Source organism: Nocardia vinacea (genome assembly GCF_035920345.1).
GTDB classification, from domain to species: domain Bacteria; phylum Actinomycetota; class Actinomycetes; order Mycobacteriales; family Mycobacteriaceae; genus Nocardia; species Nocardia vinacea_A.
In genome coordinates this window covers 6537698-6553066 of sequence record NZ_CP109149.1, presented here as the reverse complement: position 1 = coordinate 6553066, position 15369 = coordinate 6537698, and the positions used below count along the sequence as shown (strand labels likewise).

General features: G+C 65.9%; 13 protein-coding genes. 7 read left to right on the top strand and 6 right to left on the bottom strand.

Annotated elements, in window-relative coordinates; translation table 11 throughout:
* The first annotated feature begins 531 nt into the window (after positions 1-531).
* On the top strand, positions 532-1698 hold the full coding sequence (locus OIE68_RS29945) for a lipase family protein (protein ID WP_327094379.1): 1167 nt from the start codon (positions 532-534) through the stop codon (positions 1696-1698).
* A gap of 112 nt (positions 1699-1810) precedes the next feature.
* Here OIE68_RS29945 and OIE68_RS29940 read toward each other — a convergent pair whose 3' ends face one another.
* Positions 1811-2395, bottom strand: coding sequence for a hypothetical protein (locus OIE68_RS29940; RefSeq protein WP_327094378.1), 585 nt, complete (start codon positions 2393-2395; stop codon positions 1811-1813).
* Between the two features lie 186 nt (positions 2396-2581).
* On the opposite strand from OIE68_RS29940, the gene OIE68_RS29935 reads away from it, so the two are divergent.
* Positions 2582-3049, top strand: coding sequence for a hypothetical protein (locus tag OIE68_RS29935; RefSeq protein ID WP_327094377.1), 468 nt, complete (start codon positions 2582-2584; stop codon positions 3047-3049).
* 78 nt (positions 3050-3127) lie between these two features.
* Here the strand turns inward: OIE68_RS29935 and OIE68_RS29930 are convergent, their stop codons facing one another.
* Positions 3128-3883 carry a maleylpyruvate isomerase family mycothiol-dependent enzyme gene (locus tag OIE68_RS29930; RefSeq protein ID WP_327094376.1) on the bottom strand — a complete coding sequence of 252 codons (756 nt, stop codon included), beginning with the start codon at positions 3881-3883 and terminating at the stop codon, positions 3128-3130.
* A gap of 365 nt (positions 3884-4248) precedes the next feature.
* Between OIE68_RS29930 and OIE68_RS29925 the strand changes: the two genes are divergently transcribed.
* Entirely contained in the window at positions 4249-4467 is a 219-nt protein-coding gene (locus tag OIE68_RS29925; protein ID WP_327094375.1) for a hypothetical protein, read from the top strand.
* Positions 4468-4549: 82 nt separating this feature from the next.
* On the opposite strand, the gene OIE68_RS29920 is transcribed toward OIE68_RS29925, so the two are convergent.
* Positions 4550-5041, bottom strand: a complete 492-nt coding sequence (locus OIE68_RS29920) for an inorganic diphosphatase (RefSeq protein WP_327094374.1) — start codon at positions 5039-5041, stop codon at positions 4550-4552.
* Between the two features lie 179 nt (positions 5042-5220).
* On the opposite strand from OIE68_RS29920, the gene dacB reads away from it, so the two are divergent.
* The 4 genes from dacB (at position 5221) to hpt (ending at position 9650) form a co-directional block, all read left to right on the top strand.
* Positions 5221-6684 carry a D-alanyl-D-alanine carboxypeptidase/D-alanyl-D-alanine-endopeptidase gene (dacB, locus tag OIE68_RS29915; protein WP_327094373.1) on the top strand — a complete coding sequence of 488 codons (1464 nt, stop codon included), beginning with the start codon at positions 5221-5223 and terminating at the stop codon, positions 6682-6684.
* Positions 6685-6697: 13 nt separating this feature from the next.
* A complete protein-coding gene (locus OIE68_RS29910; RefSeq protein WP_327094372.1) occupies positions 6698-7813 on the top strand; it encodes a zinc-dependent metalloprotease in 1116 nt (371 codons plus the stop codon).
* 133 nt (positions 7814-7946) lie between these two features.
* Positions 7947-8966, top strand: coding sequence for a tRNA lysidine(34) synthetase TilS (gene tilS, locus OIE68_RS29905; RefSeq protein WP_419150574.1), 1020 nt, complete (start codon positions 7947-7949; stop codon positions 8964-8966).
* Positions 8967-9092: 126 nt separating this feature from the next.
* Positions 9093-9650 (top strand): hypoxanthine phosphoribosyltransferase, encoded by a 558-nt coding sequence (gene hpt / locus OIE68_RS29900; protein WP_063042806.1) that lies wholly within the window; start codon positions 9093-9095, stop codon positions 9648-9650.
* A gap of 70 nt (positions 9651-9720) precedes the next feature.
* Here the strand turns inward: hpt and OIE68_RS29895 are convergent, their stop codons facing one another.
* From OIE68_RS29895 to OIE68_RS29885, 3 genes are read right to left on the bottom strand one after another with little or no spacing between them, the layout of a single operon-like run.
* Positions 9721-10443 (bottom strand): cyclase family protein, encoded by a 723-nt coding sequence (locus OIE68_RS29895; protein ID WP_327094371.1) that lies wholly within the window; start codon positions 10441-10443, stop codon positions 9721-9723.
* Entirely contained in the window at positions 10440-12677 is a 2238-nt protein-coding gene (locus OIE68_RS29890) for a serine/threonine-protein kinase (RefSeq protein ID WP_327094370.1), read from the bottom strand. The genes OIE68_RS29895 and OIE68_RS29890 overlap by 4 nt, the downstream gene beginning before the upstream one ends.
* On the bottom strand, positions 12674-15235 hold the full coding sequence (locus OIE68_RS29885; RefSeq protein WP_327094369.1) for a serine/threonine-protein kinase: 2562 nt from the start codon (positions 15233-15235) through the stop codon (positions 12674-12676). The genes OIE68_RS29890 and OIE68_RS29885 overlap by 4 nt, the downstream gene beginning before the upstream one ends.
* Between the last annotated feature and the right edge of the window lie 134 nt (positions 15236-15369).

Genomic DNA, 15369 nt, shown 5'->3' with positions numbered 1-15369 from the left:
CCGTTTGCTGAAACCGGCTCGGCGAAGCAGAGATTTCCAGGAGCGTCACCGATGCTTGCCCCGGTCAGATTCGGGTTACGCCTCCGACATCCGGTTTTGTTGGGCGCACCGACGTGCACGGATCACAGGCTGGCGTGACAGCACGCGTATGCCAAGCAATAGCCCGTCATCTCGAGGCCAAGCGCTTGTGCCGGATCCGCTCGGTCCGGCGAGCCCTCTGCGACCTACTGGGCGGTCTCGGCAGTTGTTGGAAACTTCCCAGATGTGAATGTTAAATCGTTATGTTATCGTGACCTCAACCCCGAGTGGTGTGACCGGTTTGGTGCGGGCCCAGAGTGCCTGCGCGTCGGATAGTTGGACGCGGGAGGCGTGATGGAATCCCGGCATATGTTGTCTACATATCGGAAAAATGCTTGCCGCACAGCGTGTTCGGCTACAGATGTGCCTGGTCCGCCGGACGACGGCTCGCCCCGGCAACCAGTGATGCGGTGGCGGATCGGCCGACAATGGCTTGCGCCCCTCACTCTCGCCATGATCATGCTGGCGGCAGCATTGTCGATGCCGGTCGCGCGAGCCGCAGTGCTGTCCCCCGGTGACGACCCCTTCTATGCCGCACCCACCGATCTCGCGTCACATCCCAACGGCGCGGTGCTCGGAGCGCGGACTATCCCACTACTCGGTCTGCCGATACCGGTCGCGGCGTGGCAATTACGGTATCGCACAACCGATTCCGAAGAGCATCCACAACTGGACGTCACCACGGTGCTGGTGCCTCCGGTGCCCTGGAACGGGCCGCGGCCGGTGTTGTCGTACCAGGTACCCGAGAACAGTCTCGACACCCGCTGTGCACCGTCGTCCACGCTGCGCGGCGGAAGCGACAGCGACATGGCGAGCGCCATGCAGGATGCGCCGTTCATCGCGGACGCACTGCGGCGGGGATGGGCCGTCGTGGTCAGCGATTACGAAGGGCCGCAGTCCCGGCTCTTCGACGGCGTGACATCCGGGCGTGGAGTCCTGGACGGAATCCGGGCCGCCCGGTCCTTCTTACCGGCCGGCATCGATGCCGCGAGCCCGATCGGCGCCTGGGGATACTCGAGTGGAGCCTTCGCCACCCTGTGGGCCACACAGTTGCGTCAGGAATATGCACCAGACGTGCGATTCGTCGGCACCAGCGCCGGCGGAATCCCCACCGATATCCCGGCTGTGGCACAACGTGCCGACAGCGCCGCAGGGGCGATACTGATCCTGCTCGGGCTGGCCCGCAATGAGCCCGACTCCCGGTTGGCCGACTTGCTGAACGACAGGGGCCGCCGGGCGCTGCTCACCGCGGACACCTCCGGCTGCGGTGCGGATCTGGCTCAGGAATACTCCGACATCCACGTCGACGACTTGGCCGCGGTCCCGAACCTGCTGGCGCAGCCCGCTTTCCGCAACGCCGCCATGCCCAATGAACTCGGCCGTAGCGCCCCCGACACCCCGCTGTACCTGTACCACAGCATGGCCGACGAGAAGATCCCCGTCGCCGGCTACACCGCCCTCGTCGATACCTACTGCGCTCAGGGCGCCACCCTCACCGCGATCCACTCGCTGTTCCCGACGCACATCGGAGCCGCCGCGGGCGAAGCCTTGGGCGGCATGAACTTCCTGGCCGACCGTTTCGCCGGCACCCCACAGGCCCCGGGGTGTGTGGTGCAGTGAAGCTTGGCATCTCATCACGAAATCCTCAGCGACCATCAATCGCAGAGCCGAGGAAATGAAGCGCGTGATGAGACGTCAAGCAATGAAGCCGTTGTGCCGGTCTGAACCGCTCTCAGCGGTCGCGCCAGGTGATGAAATCGAATTCGAGATACTGCTCGGCGGCCGATGGAATGTGTGTGAGAGTCAGGGCCGCCATATTGCCTTGGTCTGTTTGCACGCAGATCTGACTGGCCAGGCGCAGGGCATAGACGTTGGCGACGGTTTTGGTCCAAGCGTCGACCGGTAGTGCGGCACAGCGGTCGTGCTCGGTAGGCCCGTCGCTCTGCAGGAGAGCGAAACGCGGTGTGCCGTGGGTCATCGCGTAGATGCTGTCGGCGGCCTTGGACGGACTCAGGTCGACACCGGGCAGGTCCTGCTCCTGAACCTGCCCGTTGTCCAGGTCGAGCCCGTCGACGTTGGCGATCTTCCGGTGTCCTTGCGCCAAGACGACCGGTTGTGCCGAAATCGTCGGTCGCACTGAGGATTCGACGGAAGCCGCCACCGAAGAATCGATCGGCGAGGATGCGTCGCCATCCGTCCAGTGCCTGGTGAGACCGACCGCCGCGATCACGGCACCGACTACCGCGACGACGAGACCGACCGCCGCGATGACGACACCGCGCTTCGGCCAGTTCGCCACAGAACCTTTCGCCGACATCGTCAACCCCTCCTGATCTCACAACCTTGAAACCAAGCCTCCGCAGCAAGGCTAGCTCGAAGGTCGCCCCACTCGGGCCATTTCGACAACCGACACAGATCCCAAGCGGCCGTTGACAAATTGTGCAGACATAGCGTCGGGTAGCTCGAACGGTGGTACCGGTCGGGAGGCGTCTATGGTGCGGAGATGTCCAGCGGTACCGGTCCGAGGCAGGTCGAACTCATCGGTCCGGTCGCCGGGCCGTTCACATACTTTATTGCGGCAGCGCTCATTCTCGCCGGCCCGTTGTCCGGGCTGTTCGGCGATTCGTGGGTCGATGGGCTTTGTACCGGTATCTTCACGTTCCCCATTGGAATTGGCTTGGCCTTCGCAACCTACGAGTGGCGGGCGACGGCTCGACGGTTCGCTGCCGCCGGGCTTCCGGGGATGGCCGAGATCGTGGCCGTGAATGGTATCCGGGTCGACGGAGAGGACGACAGCATCGCCGAACTCACGGTGCGTATCACCGGGTCGGGTTTCGAAACCTTCGAGGCGGAATGTGAAGTCGGGGCGCGAAATCCACCGCAGCAGCCCGGTGAGCGGTTCACGGTGATGGTCGACCCGGCCGACAGCACCTTCGCCGTCGGCTACGACCACCTCTTTCCCCGGGACTGACCAACGCTGGCTTCGCTTGTCGCACAACAACACCTGGGCGTTTCCTTGCGCGTATGGGCTGGGCGGTCGTCGGTACGGTCAGAATTTGATGCGCTCCAGCCAGGTCGTGAGAACGGGGAGGTCTCCGGAGGTCTCCAGGCGTGGGCTGTCGGCGGGGATTCGGCGCAGCAGCAGGAGGAACAGATCTACTGCGGTGCCCTGAACCGTCGACGATGCCGGTGCCTGACTGTCACTCCAGGTGATCGTGTCCCCGGATCGGAGAATGGTCCAGGTGTCATCGGTGTCGATGGCGCGCAGTCGCAGGCTGGTGCCTTCATCGAGCGGTGTCTCGAAGCGCGGCCCCTTCTCGACGATTTCGAGAAACTCCGACAGCCCGTCGGCGCCGAGCTCGGGGGCGATGTTCACCTCGTGGTCGAGGGCGAGCAGGGCATCGGCGCGGTGCACGGTCGCCTCGTGCAGGCGTCGGCGCACCCACCACTCGGCCGAGCGCGCGGAGCCGAACGGCGTCCAGACCGGGACGTCGGAACCCACCGTGTCGATGTTGTCGATCACCGCTCGGGCGCCGGCCCGCAGCCACCGATCGGCCTCGTCGTGGTCACGTGGCCGACGGACATCGGGAACCTGCTGGAATTCGAGGAATTCGGTGGCCCGGTCGGCGATCATCGCCGCGGCCCAACGGTTTCCACCGCCGACGTGCGCGATCAGGTTCGCCAGGGTCCAGTCCGGGCAAGTCGGTATCGGTGTCTTCGGGTCGGCGGACAGATACAGGTCGGCGAGCAAATCCGTCTCACCCAGCAATGCTTTGCGCAGAGCCGATTTGCCGAGAGATATCACGAATTCGACGCTAACCCAACTTGATTCGATGGGCATCGCGATTCAGGTCAACCATGATGGGCTGCCTCCCGAAATTCCCTCGAACAGTCGCCGGGGATGGAGCACAGCTGGCAGCGGCAACGAATCGGCAGCCCGCTTCTCGAAGCCGTCCGCACACCTATGGTTACCGTCGTGCACCCCTGCAAAAGGGTGTGCGTTGGCGACAATTGATATGTAAAAACGCTATGAATGCAGGTTCATGAGGTGGAGAAGGTGGAATTGCCCCAGGTGGCGGTTGCTCGAGCCCTAGGGTTGCCTGTGCTGGACGTTTGCTGTTTCTACCGTTAGTGGGGTAATCAATCAACCCTCACTTCAGGAGCAGTGAAATGCGAACCAAATCTCTCATCGCGGCCGGTCTTCTCACTACCGCTGTCGTCGCCGGGGTGTCGGCGTCAGCAACCGCGTCGGCCGCCCCGGGCTACTTCTACGGCACCTACGCGACCAAAGCCGCGTGTGCCGCCGACGGCGCGTCGCCCAAGACGGGCGGGAACTACTGGCAGTGCGTCCAAACCTACAGCGGCTGGGATCTCTACCTCTACCACTGATCCACAAAGAAAAGCGGGAAGTCCGAGCATTCGGACTTCCCGCTTTCGTTTGGGAGCGAATCATCCACCGCCCCAACGAGACTCAGTGGCCGCCGTTTTCCTGCAGCCGCTTGAGCGAGGCTTCCACCTCGGCCTCGGCCTCGGCGCGTCCGACCCATTCCGAGCCCTTGACGTACTTGCCGGGCTCCAGATCCTTGTAGCGCTCGAAGAAGTGCTTGATCGCGGCCAGTTCGAACTCCGGCACATCGGCCAGATCCTGGATGTGGTCCCAGCGCTTATCGCCCGCGGGCACGCACAGCACCTTGTCGTCGCCGCCCGCCTCATCGACCATCTTGTACATCGCGACCGGACGCACCTCGATCAGGCAGCCCGGAAACACCGACTCCGGCAGCAGGACCAACGCGTCCAGCGGGTCGCCGTCCTCGCCGAGGGTGTTCTCGATGTAGCCGTAGTCCGCCGGGTAGACCATCGACGTGTAGAGGAAGCGGTCGAGCCGGACCCGACCGGTCTTGTGATCGACCTCGTACTTGTTCCGAGAACCCTTGGGGATCTCGATGGTGACGTCGAACTCCACGCCATCTCCTTACTGATGCTTCTGAGGGACTGTCGCGTTGCGGTCGTCGGAACGCCGACTCGACAGGTGTTCGGGGGGAACGGTGCCGGAACGAGGATAGTGTGGTCCGCGGGCACTTGGGTGCGGTAGGTGGGTGGCCTCGGCGACTGGGCGAAACGAGACGGAGAGACGGCGGGTACGTGGTGGGTGGCAGCAACGGGAATATCGGTGGCTCGGGCACCAAGCGACGCCGCAAACTCTGGATCGGCGTCGCGTTCGTGCTGGCCCTGCTGCTCGGTGCCGTGGCGGGCGTAGTGATCGCGGTCAAGCCGTGGACCGAGGAATTCCGGCACGGCGGGCTCATCATTGCCGCACCGCCCGCGCCGGTCAAACCGGTTCCGCAGGTCGCGCCCGCGCCCTCGAATGCGCCCGCGCCGACTCCGTCCGGTGTCGGCGCCGCGCTCGCGCCGGTGGTCGCCAATCCCGACCTCGGTGCGTTCGCCGGTGAGGTTACCGACGCGGACTCCGCGACCGTGCTGTGGAGCGCCGAATCCGATAAGCCGATGATTCCGTCGTCCACCGCCAAGATCCTCACCACCGCGGCCGCCCTGCTCACCCTGCCCGCGGATCATCGGGTGACCACCCGTGTCGTCGCCGGATTCGCGCCGAATGAACTTGTGCTCGTCGGTGGTGGCGATCCGACGCTGACCGCGCAGCCCGACGGCAGGGGCTATTACCCGAACGGGCCGCGGCTGTCGGACCTGGTGTCGCAGATCAAGGAATCCGGCCATGCCGTCGACACCATCGTGGTCGACACCTCCGCGTATTCCGGCCCGCCCATGGCGCCCGGCTGGGATCCGGTCGATATCGGCGAGGGTTCGATCGCACCGATGGATCCGGTAATGCTCGACGGCGGCCGCCTCGACCCGCTGGTGGAGTACTCGCCGCGTACCCCTACTCCTGCCTTGGCCGCCGGACAGCGTCTGGCCACCGAACTCGGACTCGATCCCGCCAAGGTGCGGATCGGCAATGCCGCCGCCGGTGCGACCGAGGTGGCGAGCGTGCAATCTGCGCCGCTGCGGGACCGGCTGCGCGACACCATGGTCTATTCCGACAATGTGCTCGCCGAGGCCATCGGCCGCGAGATCGCGGTCGCTTCCGGTAACGAGGCATCGTTCACCGGCGCCGTCGCCGCCCTCGAAACCGCGCTCGGCAAGGGCGGATTCGATCTCAACGGACTTTCGATGCGCGATAACAGCGGCCTGTCGACCGAGGACCGGGTGCCCGCCCGGCTGCTCGACAAGATCATCTCGACCGCGGCGAAGTCGAGTGGCGCCAATGCCGTGCAGCCGAGCAATACCAAGGCCAGGCCGGAAACCGATCGGATCGCGACCACCCTGGCGCCGCTGCTCGACGATCTGCCTATCGCGGGTGCGACGGGGTCGCTGAGCAGCCGTTATGTCGCGCAGAACCGGGGCGGTGCGGGATGGGTGCGGGCCAAGACCGGAACTCTCTCGGTGGCGAGCACGTTGGTCGGGTATGTGCTGGACAGCGACGGGCGGGTATTGACCTTCGCATTGATGTCGAACGATCGGCCACCGGAGCTGAGCCGGCCCGCATTGGACGCCATCGCCGGCACGCTGCGTAACTGTGGATGCTCGTGACGGGTGGTTGAGTATGTTCGAAGGCACTGATGAATCGGGCGCCGTGCCCGCCGTGAATTCGGGTGCGGATGCTCCGGCCGAGCGCAGACGCTCCGGATTTTCCGGTGCCGTCGATTGGCGCCTTGCCGCGCGCACTGGCGCCGCGCTGGTGCCGTCCGGCCCGCGGACCTCGCGATACTCGGCCGAACAGGTAGTGAGCGAGCTGGCCGAGGCATCGGTGCGGGCGGAGGGACCGGTTCGCGAAGTGAGCGGTCTGCTCGACGACCAGCCGGTGCCCTCGGCCCTGATCGTCGACCGGCCCGGCTGGATCAATGCGGCCGCGGATTCCATGGCCCAGTTGACCGGCACCGGGCAGGCATCGGACAAGGGCCTGCTCGCCGGCAAACCCGCGGGTGTGCAAGCGGGCGCGATGCTGGCCTTCCTGTCCACCGCGATCCTCGGCCAGTACGACCCCTTCACCGGACCCGATGGGACGCTGCTGCTCGTCGCGCCGAACATCGTGGCCGTCGAGCGCGCACTCGGCGTCTCGCCGACCGACTTCCGCTTCTGGGTCTGCCTGCACGAGGTGACCCACCGGGTGCAGTTCTCCTCCGCGCCGTGGCTGGCCGATTACATGCGCACCAATGTCGACATTCTCGGCGAAGTCGGCGACGAACCGCTCGCCGATATGCTCGGTCGCCTTGTCGAAGAGGTGCGCGACCGCCGCCGCGGCACCGGCCCCGAAGACCCGAATTCCCGCGGTGTCGTCGGCCTACTCCGCGCGACCCAGGCCCCACCGCAGCGCGAAGCCCTGGACCGCCTGCTGATGCTCGGCACCCTCCTGGAAGGCCACGCCGACCACGTCATGGATGCGGTCGGGCCCGCCGTCATCCCCACTGTCGAACAAATCCGCGCCGCTTTCGACAAGCGGCGCAAACGCCCCACCAACCCGCTCCAACGCCTTCTGCGCGCCCTCCTCGGTGTGGACGCCAAGGTCGCTCAATACGTTCGCGGCAAGAAATTCGTAGACGCGGTGGTGGCCCAAGTCGGCATGGCCCAGTTCAACACCGTCTGGACCAACCCCGAAACCCTCCCGCTCGCAACGGAAATCGAGGCCCCTGAGCGCTGGATCGCGCGCGTCCTCGGGTAGTTCGCGACGAGCGCGTAGTCGCGGTCATCGAACCCGAGCGGCAGACCGTAGGCGTCTCATGATCGGCGGCGAAGGCTTCATCGTGGCGCTTGCCGAGCGAATCGAGGGCACTGATCATCGGTAGTCTCCGGATATGAGCCGTACGGCGGGAGCGATGCCCGGGAATGCGCGGCGGCTGCCCGAGACCGAGGCGGTGCTCGAGGTGCGGCGGGCGGTGCGGGGGTGGCTGGCCGATTATGCGACGGGTGATGTGGCGGTCGCGTTGTCCGGTGGTGCGGATTCGCTGGCGTTGACGGCGGCTGCGGTGGTGGAGGCGGGGCAGGTCGACGCGCTGGTTGTGGATCATCAGTTGCAGGCGGGATCGGACAAGGTGGCGGCTGCGGCGGCGGCCGCGGCGTTGGCGCTGGGGTGTCGGTCGGCACATGTGCTGGCGGTCGAGGTCGGTGCGGACGGGGGGATGGAGGCGGCGGCGCGGGCGGCTCGGTATGCGGCGCTCGACGGGGCGCGGGCTGGGTTGCCGGTGTTGCTCGGGCACACGCTCGATGATCAGGCCGAGACCGTGTTGCTGGGGTTGGGGCGGGGATCGGGTGGGCGGTCGATTCAGGGGATGGCGGCGTTCGTTGATCCGTGGGGGCGGCCGTTATTGGGAGTGCGGCGGGCGGTGACCAGGCAGTTGTGTGTCGATATCGGGTTGACGCCGTTCGAGGACCCGCATAATTCGGCGGCGGAGTTCACCAGGGTGCGGTTGCGGAATGAGGTTCTGCCGCTGCTGGAGGAGGTGCTCGGGGGCGGGGTCGCGGGGGCGTTGGCGCGGACGGCCGAGCAGTTGCGCGATGACGGTGCGGTATTGGATGCGCTGGCCGATGAGTTGTTGCGGGCCGCGAGTGCCGGTCCGGCGAGTAATGGCCCGACCCTCTCGATCGAGACCCTCGCCACTGCCCCCGCGGCCTTGCGGCGGCGCGCAATCCGTGCGTGGTTGCTGGCCGGTGGCGCTAAAGCCCTGACCAACAAGCATTTACAGGCGGTTGACGAATTGATTACCGCATGGCGCGGGCAGGGCGGTGTCGCGGTGGGCGGCGGGCAGCCGGGACGCAGGTTGGTCGCGGCGCGCGAACATGGCAGGCTGACTTTGCGTCTGCAAGGGAGCCGATGACACATAATGGATCGGCCGGGGAGGCACCCGCGGCGCGAGCGACGGGCCCGAAGGCGGTAGCGAAGCGTGACCACGAAGGGCCCCGGGAGCGTCGCAGATACAACACCGGAAGGGAAACCAACTGACGTGTACGAGGGCGATATCGCGTCGGTGCTGATCACCGAGGAACAGATCGCGGCCAAGACCCAGGAGTTGGCCGAGCTGATTGCCAAGCGTTATCCGGCCGACGCTCCCGAGGGGGATCTGTTGCTGGTCGGCGTGCTCAAGGGCGCCATCTTCTTCATGACCGATCTCGCCAAGGCGCTGCCGATTCCCACCCAGATGGAATTCATGGCCGTCTCCTCCTACGGCTCGTCCACCTCGTCCTCCGGTGTCGTGCGCATCATGAAGGACCTGGACAAGGACATCGCGGGCCGCAATGTGCTGATCGTCGAGGACATCATCGACTCCGGTCTCACGCTGTCGTGGCTCAAGCGCAATCTGTCCACCCGCAATCCGGCCTCGCTCGAGGTCGTCACCCTGCTACGCAAGCCGGACGCGCTACGCACCCACGTGGAAGTCGCGCACGTCGGCTTCGATATTCCGAACGAATTCGTCGTCGGCTACGGCCTCGACTATGCCGAGCGCTACCGCGACCTGCCGTATATCGGCACCCTCGACCCGAAGGTCTACGGCGGCGCGTAATCAGCGCATGAGCGAACGCAGTGAGTGAACAGAAAACACAGCCGCCCAGCGGTTATGCCGGAGCCGAGCGCTAGCGAGGCGCAGGCGTAACCGCGAATATCGTTGCGGGCGAACCGGACCCACCGCTGTACAGCGCACCGCCGACCAATACCCAAGCACCGGTGACGGGTAGTTCGGCGAGATTCGCCAGACATTCCAAGCTGATCCGATGTTCGCGATACAGCAGCTTCGACACCTCATAGGTGTCGTCGGTTCCCAGATCGGGTCCGAACGTATCGATGCCGAGCGCGCCACGCCGCCCCAGCCGCCCGGTCCGCAATAGCCATTTGACCGTCTCGACCGCGAATCCCGGTTGATGATCGGCGCTTTCGCCGGTTCCGATGAATTCCGGCGTCCCCCATTTCTCGTCCCACCCGGTCCAGGCCACCACCGCCGACCCGTCGGGTATCCGCCCGTGTCGACCCTCCCACTCCCGCAGATCAGCGATATCGATCGCGTAATCCCGATCGTTCGCACATTGGTCCCGCACGTCGATCTTCACCGCGGGCAACAAGAGATCGTCGAGATCCAATTCGTCGGCGGCCAGTCCGTCGGCATGGAAGTGGATCGGTGCGCCCCAATGGGTTCCGGTGTGCTCGCCCTGCTGGATATAGCGCAGGTAATAACCGTCGTTCGCGACCGTCGCGACAATATCGGTCCGGAATTCGGGATCGCCGGGAAACAGCGGCGCTGTCGCCGGATCGTGGACATGGGAAAGGCTGACCAGCCGTCCGAACGGCTGCGAGCCGGTCATCGCTTCCGCTGCGGAATCGCACGTGCCAAGGCCAACAGATCCGCCTCGAGCATCCGGAACAACCGATACGTGAGCACGAATGCCAGGATGCCACCCACGCTTAGCACCCGCACCGAAACGATCACCAAATCCAGATCGGCGGCCTCGACGAAGGTCGCGCTGGCCACGCCGAGCAGCGGCACCGATGCGGCGACGCCCAGATAGAAGTTTCCGCGCTTGGCGAGTTTGCGCAGTTGCTTCTCGTCCTCGGCGCCGATACCACCGCGCACAAGCAGCTGTGGATAAATCGAACGCACCGCGTAAACCATGATCGGGAAGAACGGATACGCCAGCGCGATCGCGGCGCACACCACCTGGGCGGCGAAGAAATGCAGAAAGGTCGCGCGCGGTAGCTCGACCCCGAAGAAGACCGGTGCCAAAGGCCACACCAGCCCGGCGAGCAGCCAGAACGCGAACGGTACCCAGACCGCCCAGTCACCCATCTGCAGGGTGTCGCGCCGGGCGGCGGCCAGGGTGCGCGGGGAGTATTCGCGGCCGCGGGCCAGGCGGAATCCGATGGTCAGCGGGCGTCGGGTGAGGAAAAGCAGCAGCAATCCGGCCATCGGAAAGGCGATGAGATTTGTGATCAGGCCGCCCGCGGCGAACCGTTCCTGGTCGGTCGCCGTCATCCGATCGATGATCAGTGAGTTGTTCAGGTTGATGTTGTAGACGCTGGCGAGGATATTCGGCACGCCGACGCACAGCGTGAGGATCGGTATGAGCCAGCCGCGCGACCGGTACGCCAGGCTGGTCGGTGCCGGATCGACCAATTCCCTGGCGCGCTCGTCGAGGCACAGATCCAGTTGCGCGGCGAGCTCGGCGCCATTGCGCCAGCGGCGCTTCGGATCGGCCCGCAGACATTCCAGCAGCACCCGCCGCAGCGCGCTCGGGGTGTCCGCGGGCAGCGTATCCGCGGTGACGCCGCGCTCGCGCAGGGCGACCATGGTCGCGATGGTTTCGGCGCGGGCGTCCGGATCGGCGGGCATCGGCGGATCGTCGAACGGCATCGCGCCGGTGAGCATTTCCCACAGCAGCGCGCCGAGGGAGTAGATATCGCTGCTCGGGCCGGGCGGCGGTGCGGCCGGATCGAGGAGTTCGGCGAGTTGTTCGGGGGAGCGGTACGGCAGCGAATCCGGTTCGGCGGCCAGTGGGTTCGTCGCCGTGCGAGGTGCCGCCGTGCGCGCGGCGAAATCGGCGAACTTGGGAATACCCTCCGCGGTGAACAGCACATTCGCCGGTTTGATATCGCGATGCAGTACGCCCTGCTGCTCGGCGTAATTGAGCGCGTCGGCCAGTCGTCTGCCGATCCAGGCCACCGTATCCGGCCAGCTGAGTGTGGCGATTTCGGCGCGCACACTCGAATCCGACGGCCGGATCTCGCCCCTGGCCTCCATGGCGGCATCGATGGCGCGCAGCAGCAGGGCGCCGCCTTCGGATTCCGGGCCGCGCCGCCGCTCGGCGAGCACTCCGGCCGCCGTACCGCCGGGCAGGTACTGCATGTAGACCAGCCGGGTCGATGCGGGGGCCTCCGGTGCCGCGGACGGTGCGGCAGTGACCAGGCGCTGATCGAAAACGCGCACCAGATGCGGATGATCCAGTTGCGCCATGCTGTGCCCGCCGGCCGCACGGCCCGCCGAAAGCCGCACGGCGACAAGGCGTTGCATGGAACGCTGCCTGGCGAGGAAGACCCGGCCGGTGGTGCCGGCACCCAGATCGGTGAGCAGATCGAAGTCATCGATCCGGTGACCCGGCGCCAGACCCGCGACCAGCGCGACGCCGCGTTCGGTATCTGCCGCGGAATCGTCGTCGGCGTAAACGGCCAGCCGCGCGCGCACATCCTGCGCCAGCTCCGGATATTCGGCGAGGAAATCTGCCAGTTCCAGCGAGCCGTACCTGCGCCGGGCCAGGAACTCCTCGCAGAGCAGATCGACCAATTCCGCACTGTGCTCGACCTCGGGAAATTCCTTGCGGTACTCGGCGATGCGTTTGCCGAGTCCCTCCCGATCCCAGCGGTGGCGCAGATCGATGCGGACCAGATCGGTGAGTACCGCCAGCCGCACCTGGGTGCCGTCAGGGATGTACTCAGCGATCGGAGGTGGGTCGGTCCGCTCGCCTCGCAGGCAGTGCTGCCAATCTTCGGTAAATCTGGTTATGGGGTCGGTCTCGCCTCGGTCCGCGAAATCGGCAGCTGTCACGATCGCGGCTCCGGCACGGTCGGCCTGCCGCGCTCCCGGTCCGCCGAAAGATGTTCGCGGTCCAGGGAATCCACTGGCGCGACGACCCGCTCCAGCGCACGCAGATCGGCCTCCAGCGCCCGGAAGAGCAGGTAGGAACCGATGAACGCGATGATGCCACCCACACAGAGCACGCGCACTGCGTCGATCACCATCGGAATATCGCCGGGCGGCAGGAAGGTCACACCCGCCACCGCGAGCAGCGGCACCGAGGCCGCGACCGCCAGATATCCGTTGGCGCGGCGATCCAGGCCGCGCAGCCACACCGCGTCCTCGGTGCTGATCTCCCCGTGCCGCAGGAAGATCGGATAGATGCAGCGGACCATGAAGAAGCACACCAGGAAGAACGGGTACGCCATCGCGATCGCGCCGCACACCACGATCGAGGTGAGGAAGTGCACCACCGCGCGGGCGGGCACGTCTCCGGCCGCCAATTGCAGCGCGATCGGGAAGGTGAATCCGGCGATCACCCACAGCGAGAAGACCACCCACACCGCTCGGTCGCCGAACAGCAGGGAATCCGCCCTGGCCAGCCGCAGCGTCTCGGCATCGTAGCGGCGGTGGCGGCGCAGCCCGTGCGGCACCGTGAGCATTCTTCGGGACAGATAGAGGATCAGCGTCGCCCCGAGCGGGAAGAAGATTCCGTTCACCACGGTGGTGATGATCATGAAGGTGCGTCCGGCGTCCTCGGGGAGCCGGTCCACGATCAGATGCTGGTTGTGCTGGATGTTGTATGCCGAGGCGAGGATATTCGGGATGCCGATGGCCAGCGACACGATCACCAGCCGCCACGACCGCAACTTCAGCCGCCAACTGCCGGGCGGCGGGTCGACCAGATCCCTGGCCCTCGGGTCCATGCACAGGTCGAACTGCTTGGCCAGCACCCCGCCATTGGCCCAGCGCAGTGTCCGATCCGATTCCAGACAGGTCAGTAGCACCCGCCGCAAAGCCGCCGGACAGTTCGCCGGAACTCGTCGCTGCGCAGCGTCATCCACCCCGGAGGTGCGGCGTTCCAGCATGCCCTCCAGCGCCGTATCGTCGCCATGGTCGGTCGCGGTGGAATCGTCGAACGGCTTCGCGCCGGTGAGCAATTCCCACAGCACTACGCCGAGGGCGTAGATATCGGAACGGGTATCCAGATCCTCGGCCGTGCGCTCGCGGCCGGGATGGCAGGCCTCCAACTGTTCGGGCGACATATACGCCAGTGAGCCGCCGAAATAGGCCACCGGACTGGTGCCGGCCACATTGCGGCTGAAGCTGATATTGAAATCGGCCAGTTTCGGTACCGCCTCGGCGGTGAGCAGGATATTGGCCGGTTTCACGTCGCGGTGCAGCACGCCGTGCGCGGAGGCGTATTCCAGCGCCTCGGCCACTCTGCGGCCCAGCCAGGCCACGGTTTCCGGCCAGCTGAGTCCGGCGATCTCGGCGCGCACGCTGGAATCGGTCGGGCGAATTTCGCCCTTCTCCTCCATGGCCGCGTCGACCGCGTCGAGCAGGAGTTGTCCGCTGCGTTCGGCGGGTGGGGTCGCGCGCACCCAGCGCAGTACCCCGAGCAGTGTGCCGCCGGGCAGGAACTGCATGTACAGCAGCCGGAGTCGGCGCATGGCCGGATCGCGGGCGTCATCGGAGCCGAGTAGCCGCTGATCGAAGACGCGCACGATGTAGTCGTGGTCGAGCTGGGCCAGGGTCTGCGGTTCGGTGCCGTGGTCGGCGGAGATTTTCACCGCGACCAAGCGCTGCATTGATCGCTGCCTGGCCAGGAATACCCGGGCGAAGGCGCCGCTGCCGAGTCCGGTGAGCAGGTCGAAGTCGTCGATGGACTGGCCGACTTCGATCCGGTCGAGGGCGTCGAATTTCCCCGGACCGGTTCCGATCGTGGTCGGAGTGACGGTCGCCGTCTCGGTCGGATCGGCGGTGGCGCGAGTCACATCAGTATTACGAACGGACTCCTGGGTTTGGTTCAGCCCCACAGTTTGATCGGCTTGGACGGTCCGGCTCAGTTCGGCCGCCGCGCGGGTATTGGCGAACTCGGTCAGCACCGAATCCTCGAGCGCGGCCCGGCGGGTGCTCTGGTCGATATCGTCGGCATTGAGCAGAGCGCGCAATTCCGCCGCTTGTTCCGGATATTCCCGCAGATAATCCTTCGGATCGACACGTTCACCGCTGTGTCTGCGGATGACGAACTCTTCGTACACCAAACCGGCCGGAATGCCGCCCGGTTCGAGTTCCGGAAACTCGGCGCAGTAGTCGAAAAGCCGTTTGCGCGGCGTCGGCGTCTCGGGGAGCCGGATCCAGCGATGTCGCAGGTCGACGCGGATCAATTCGATCAAGGCGGCCCGGCGCAGGGATTCGGCATCGGGAAGAAAGTCGGCGATCTCCGGTGGCCGACGCGCCGATTCCCATGCGGTCGAGAAGGCCTCGACCACGTCGTTCTCGGTTTGCGACGGCGGCTCGCCCCAGTCTCTGGTCGGCTCGGTGCCGAGATCGGTTCGGTGCGTATTTTCGGGATCAGCACTCATTTTTCGGACCTACCTGCTGAGCGGATGTCGAGTATCCGCAGTGGCCGTTCGGTGGATGTGCCGCTGAATTTCCGCCACACCCGACGACATCGTCCCCCGAGCAGTAATCGAAATGATAACTTGCGCCACAACAG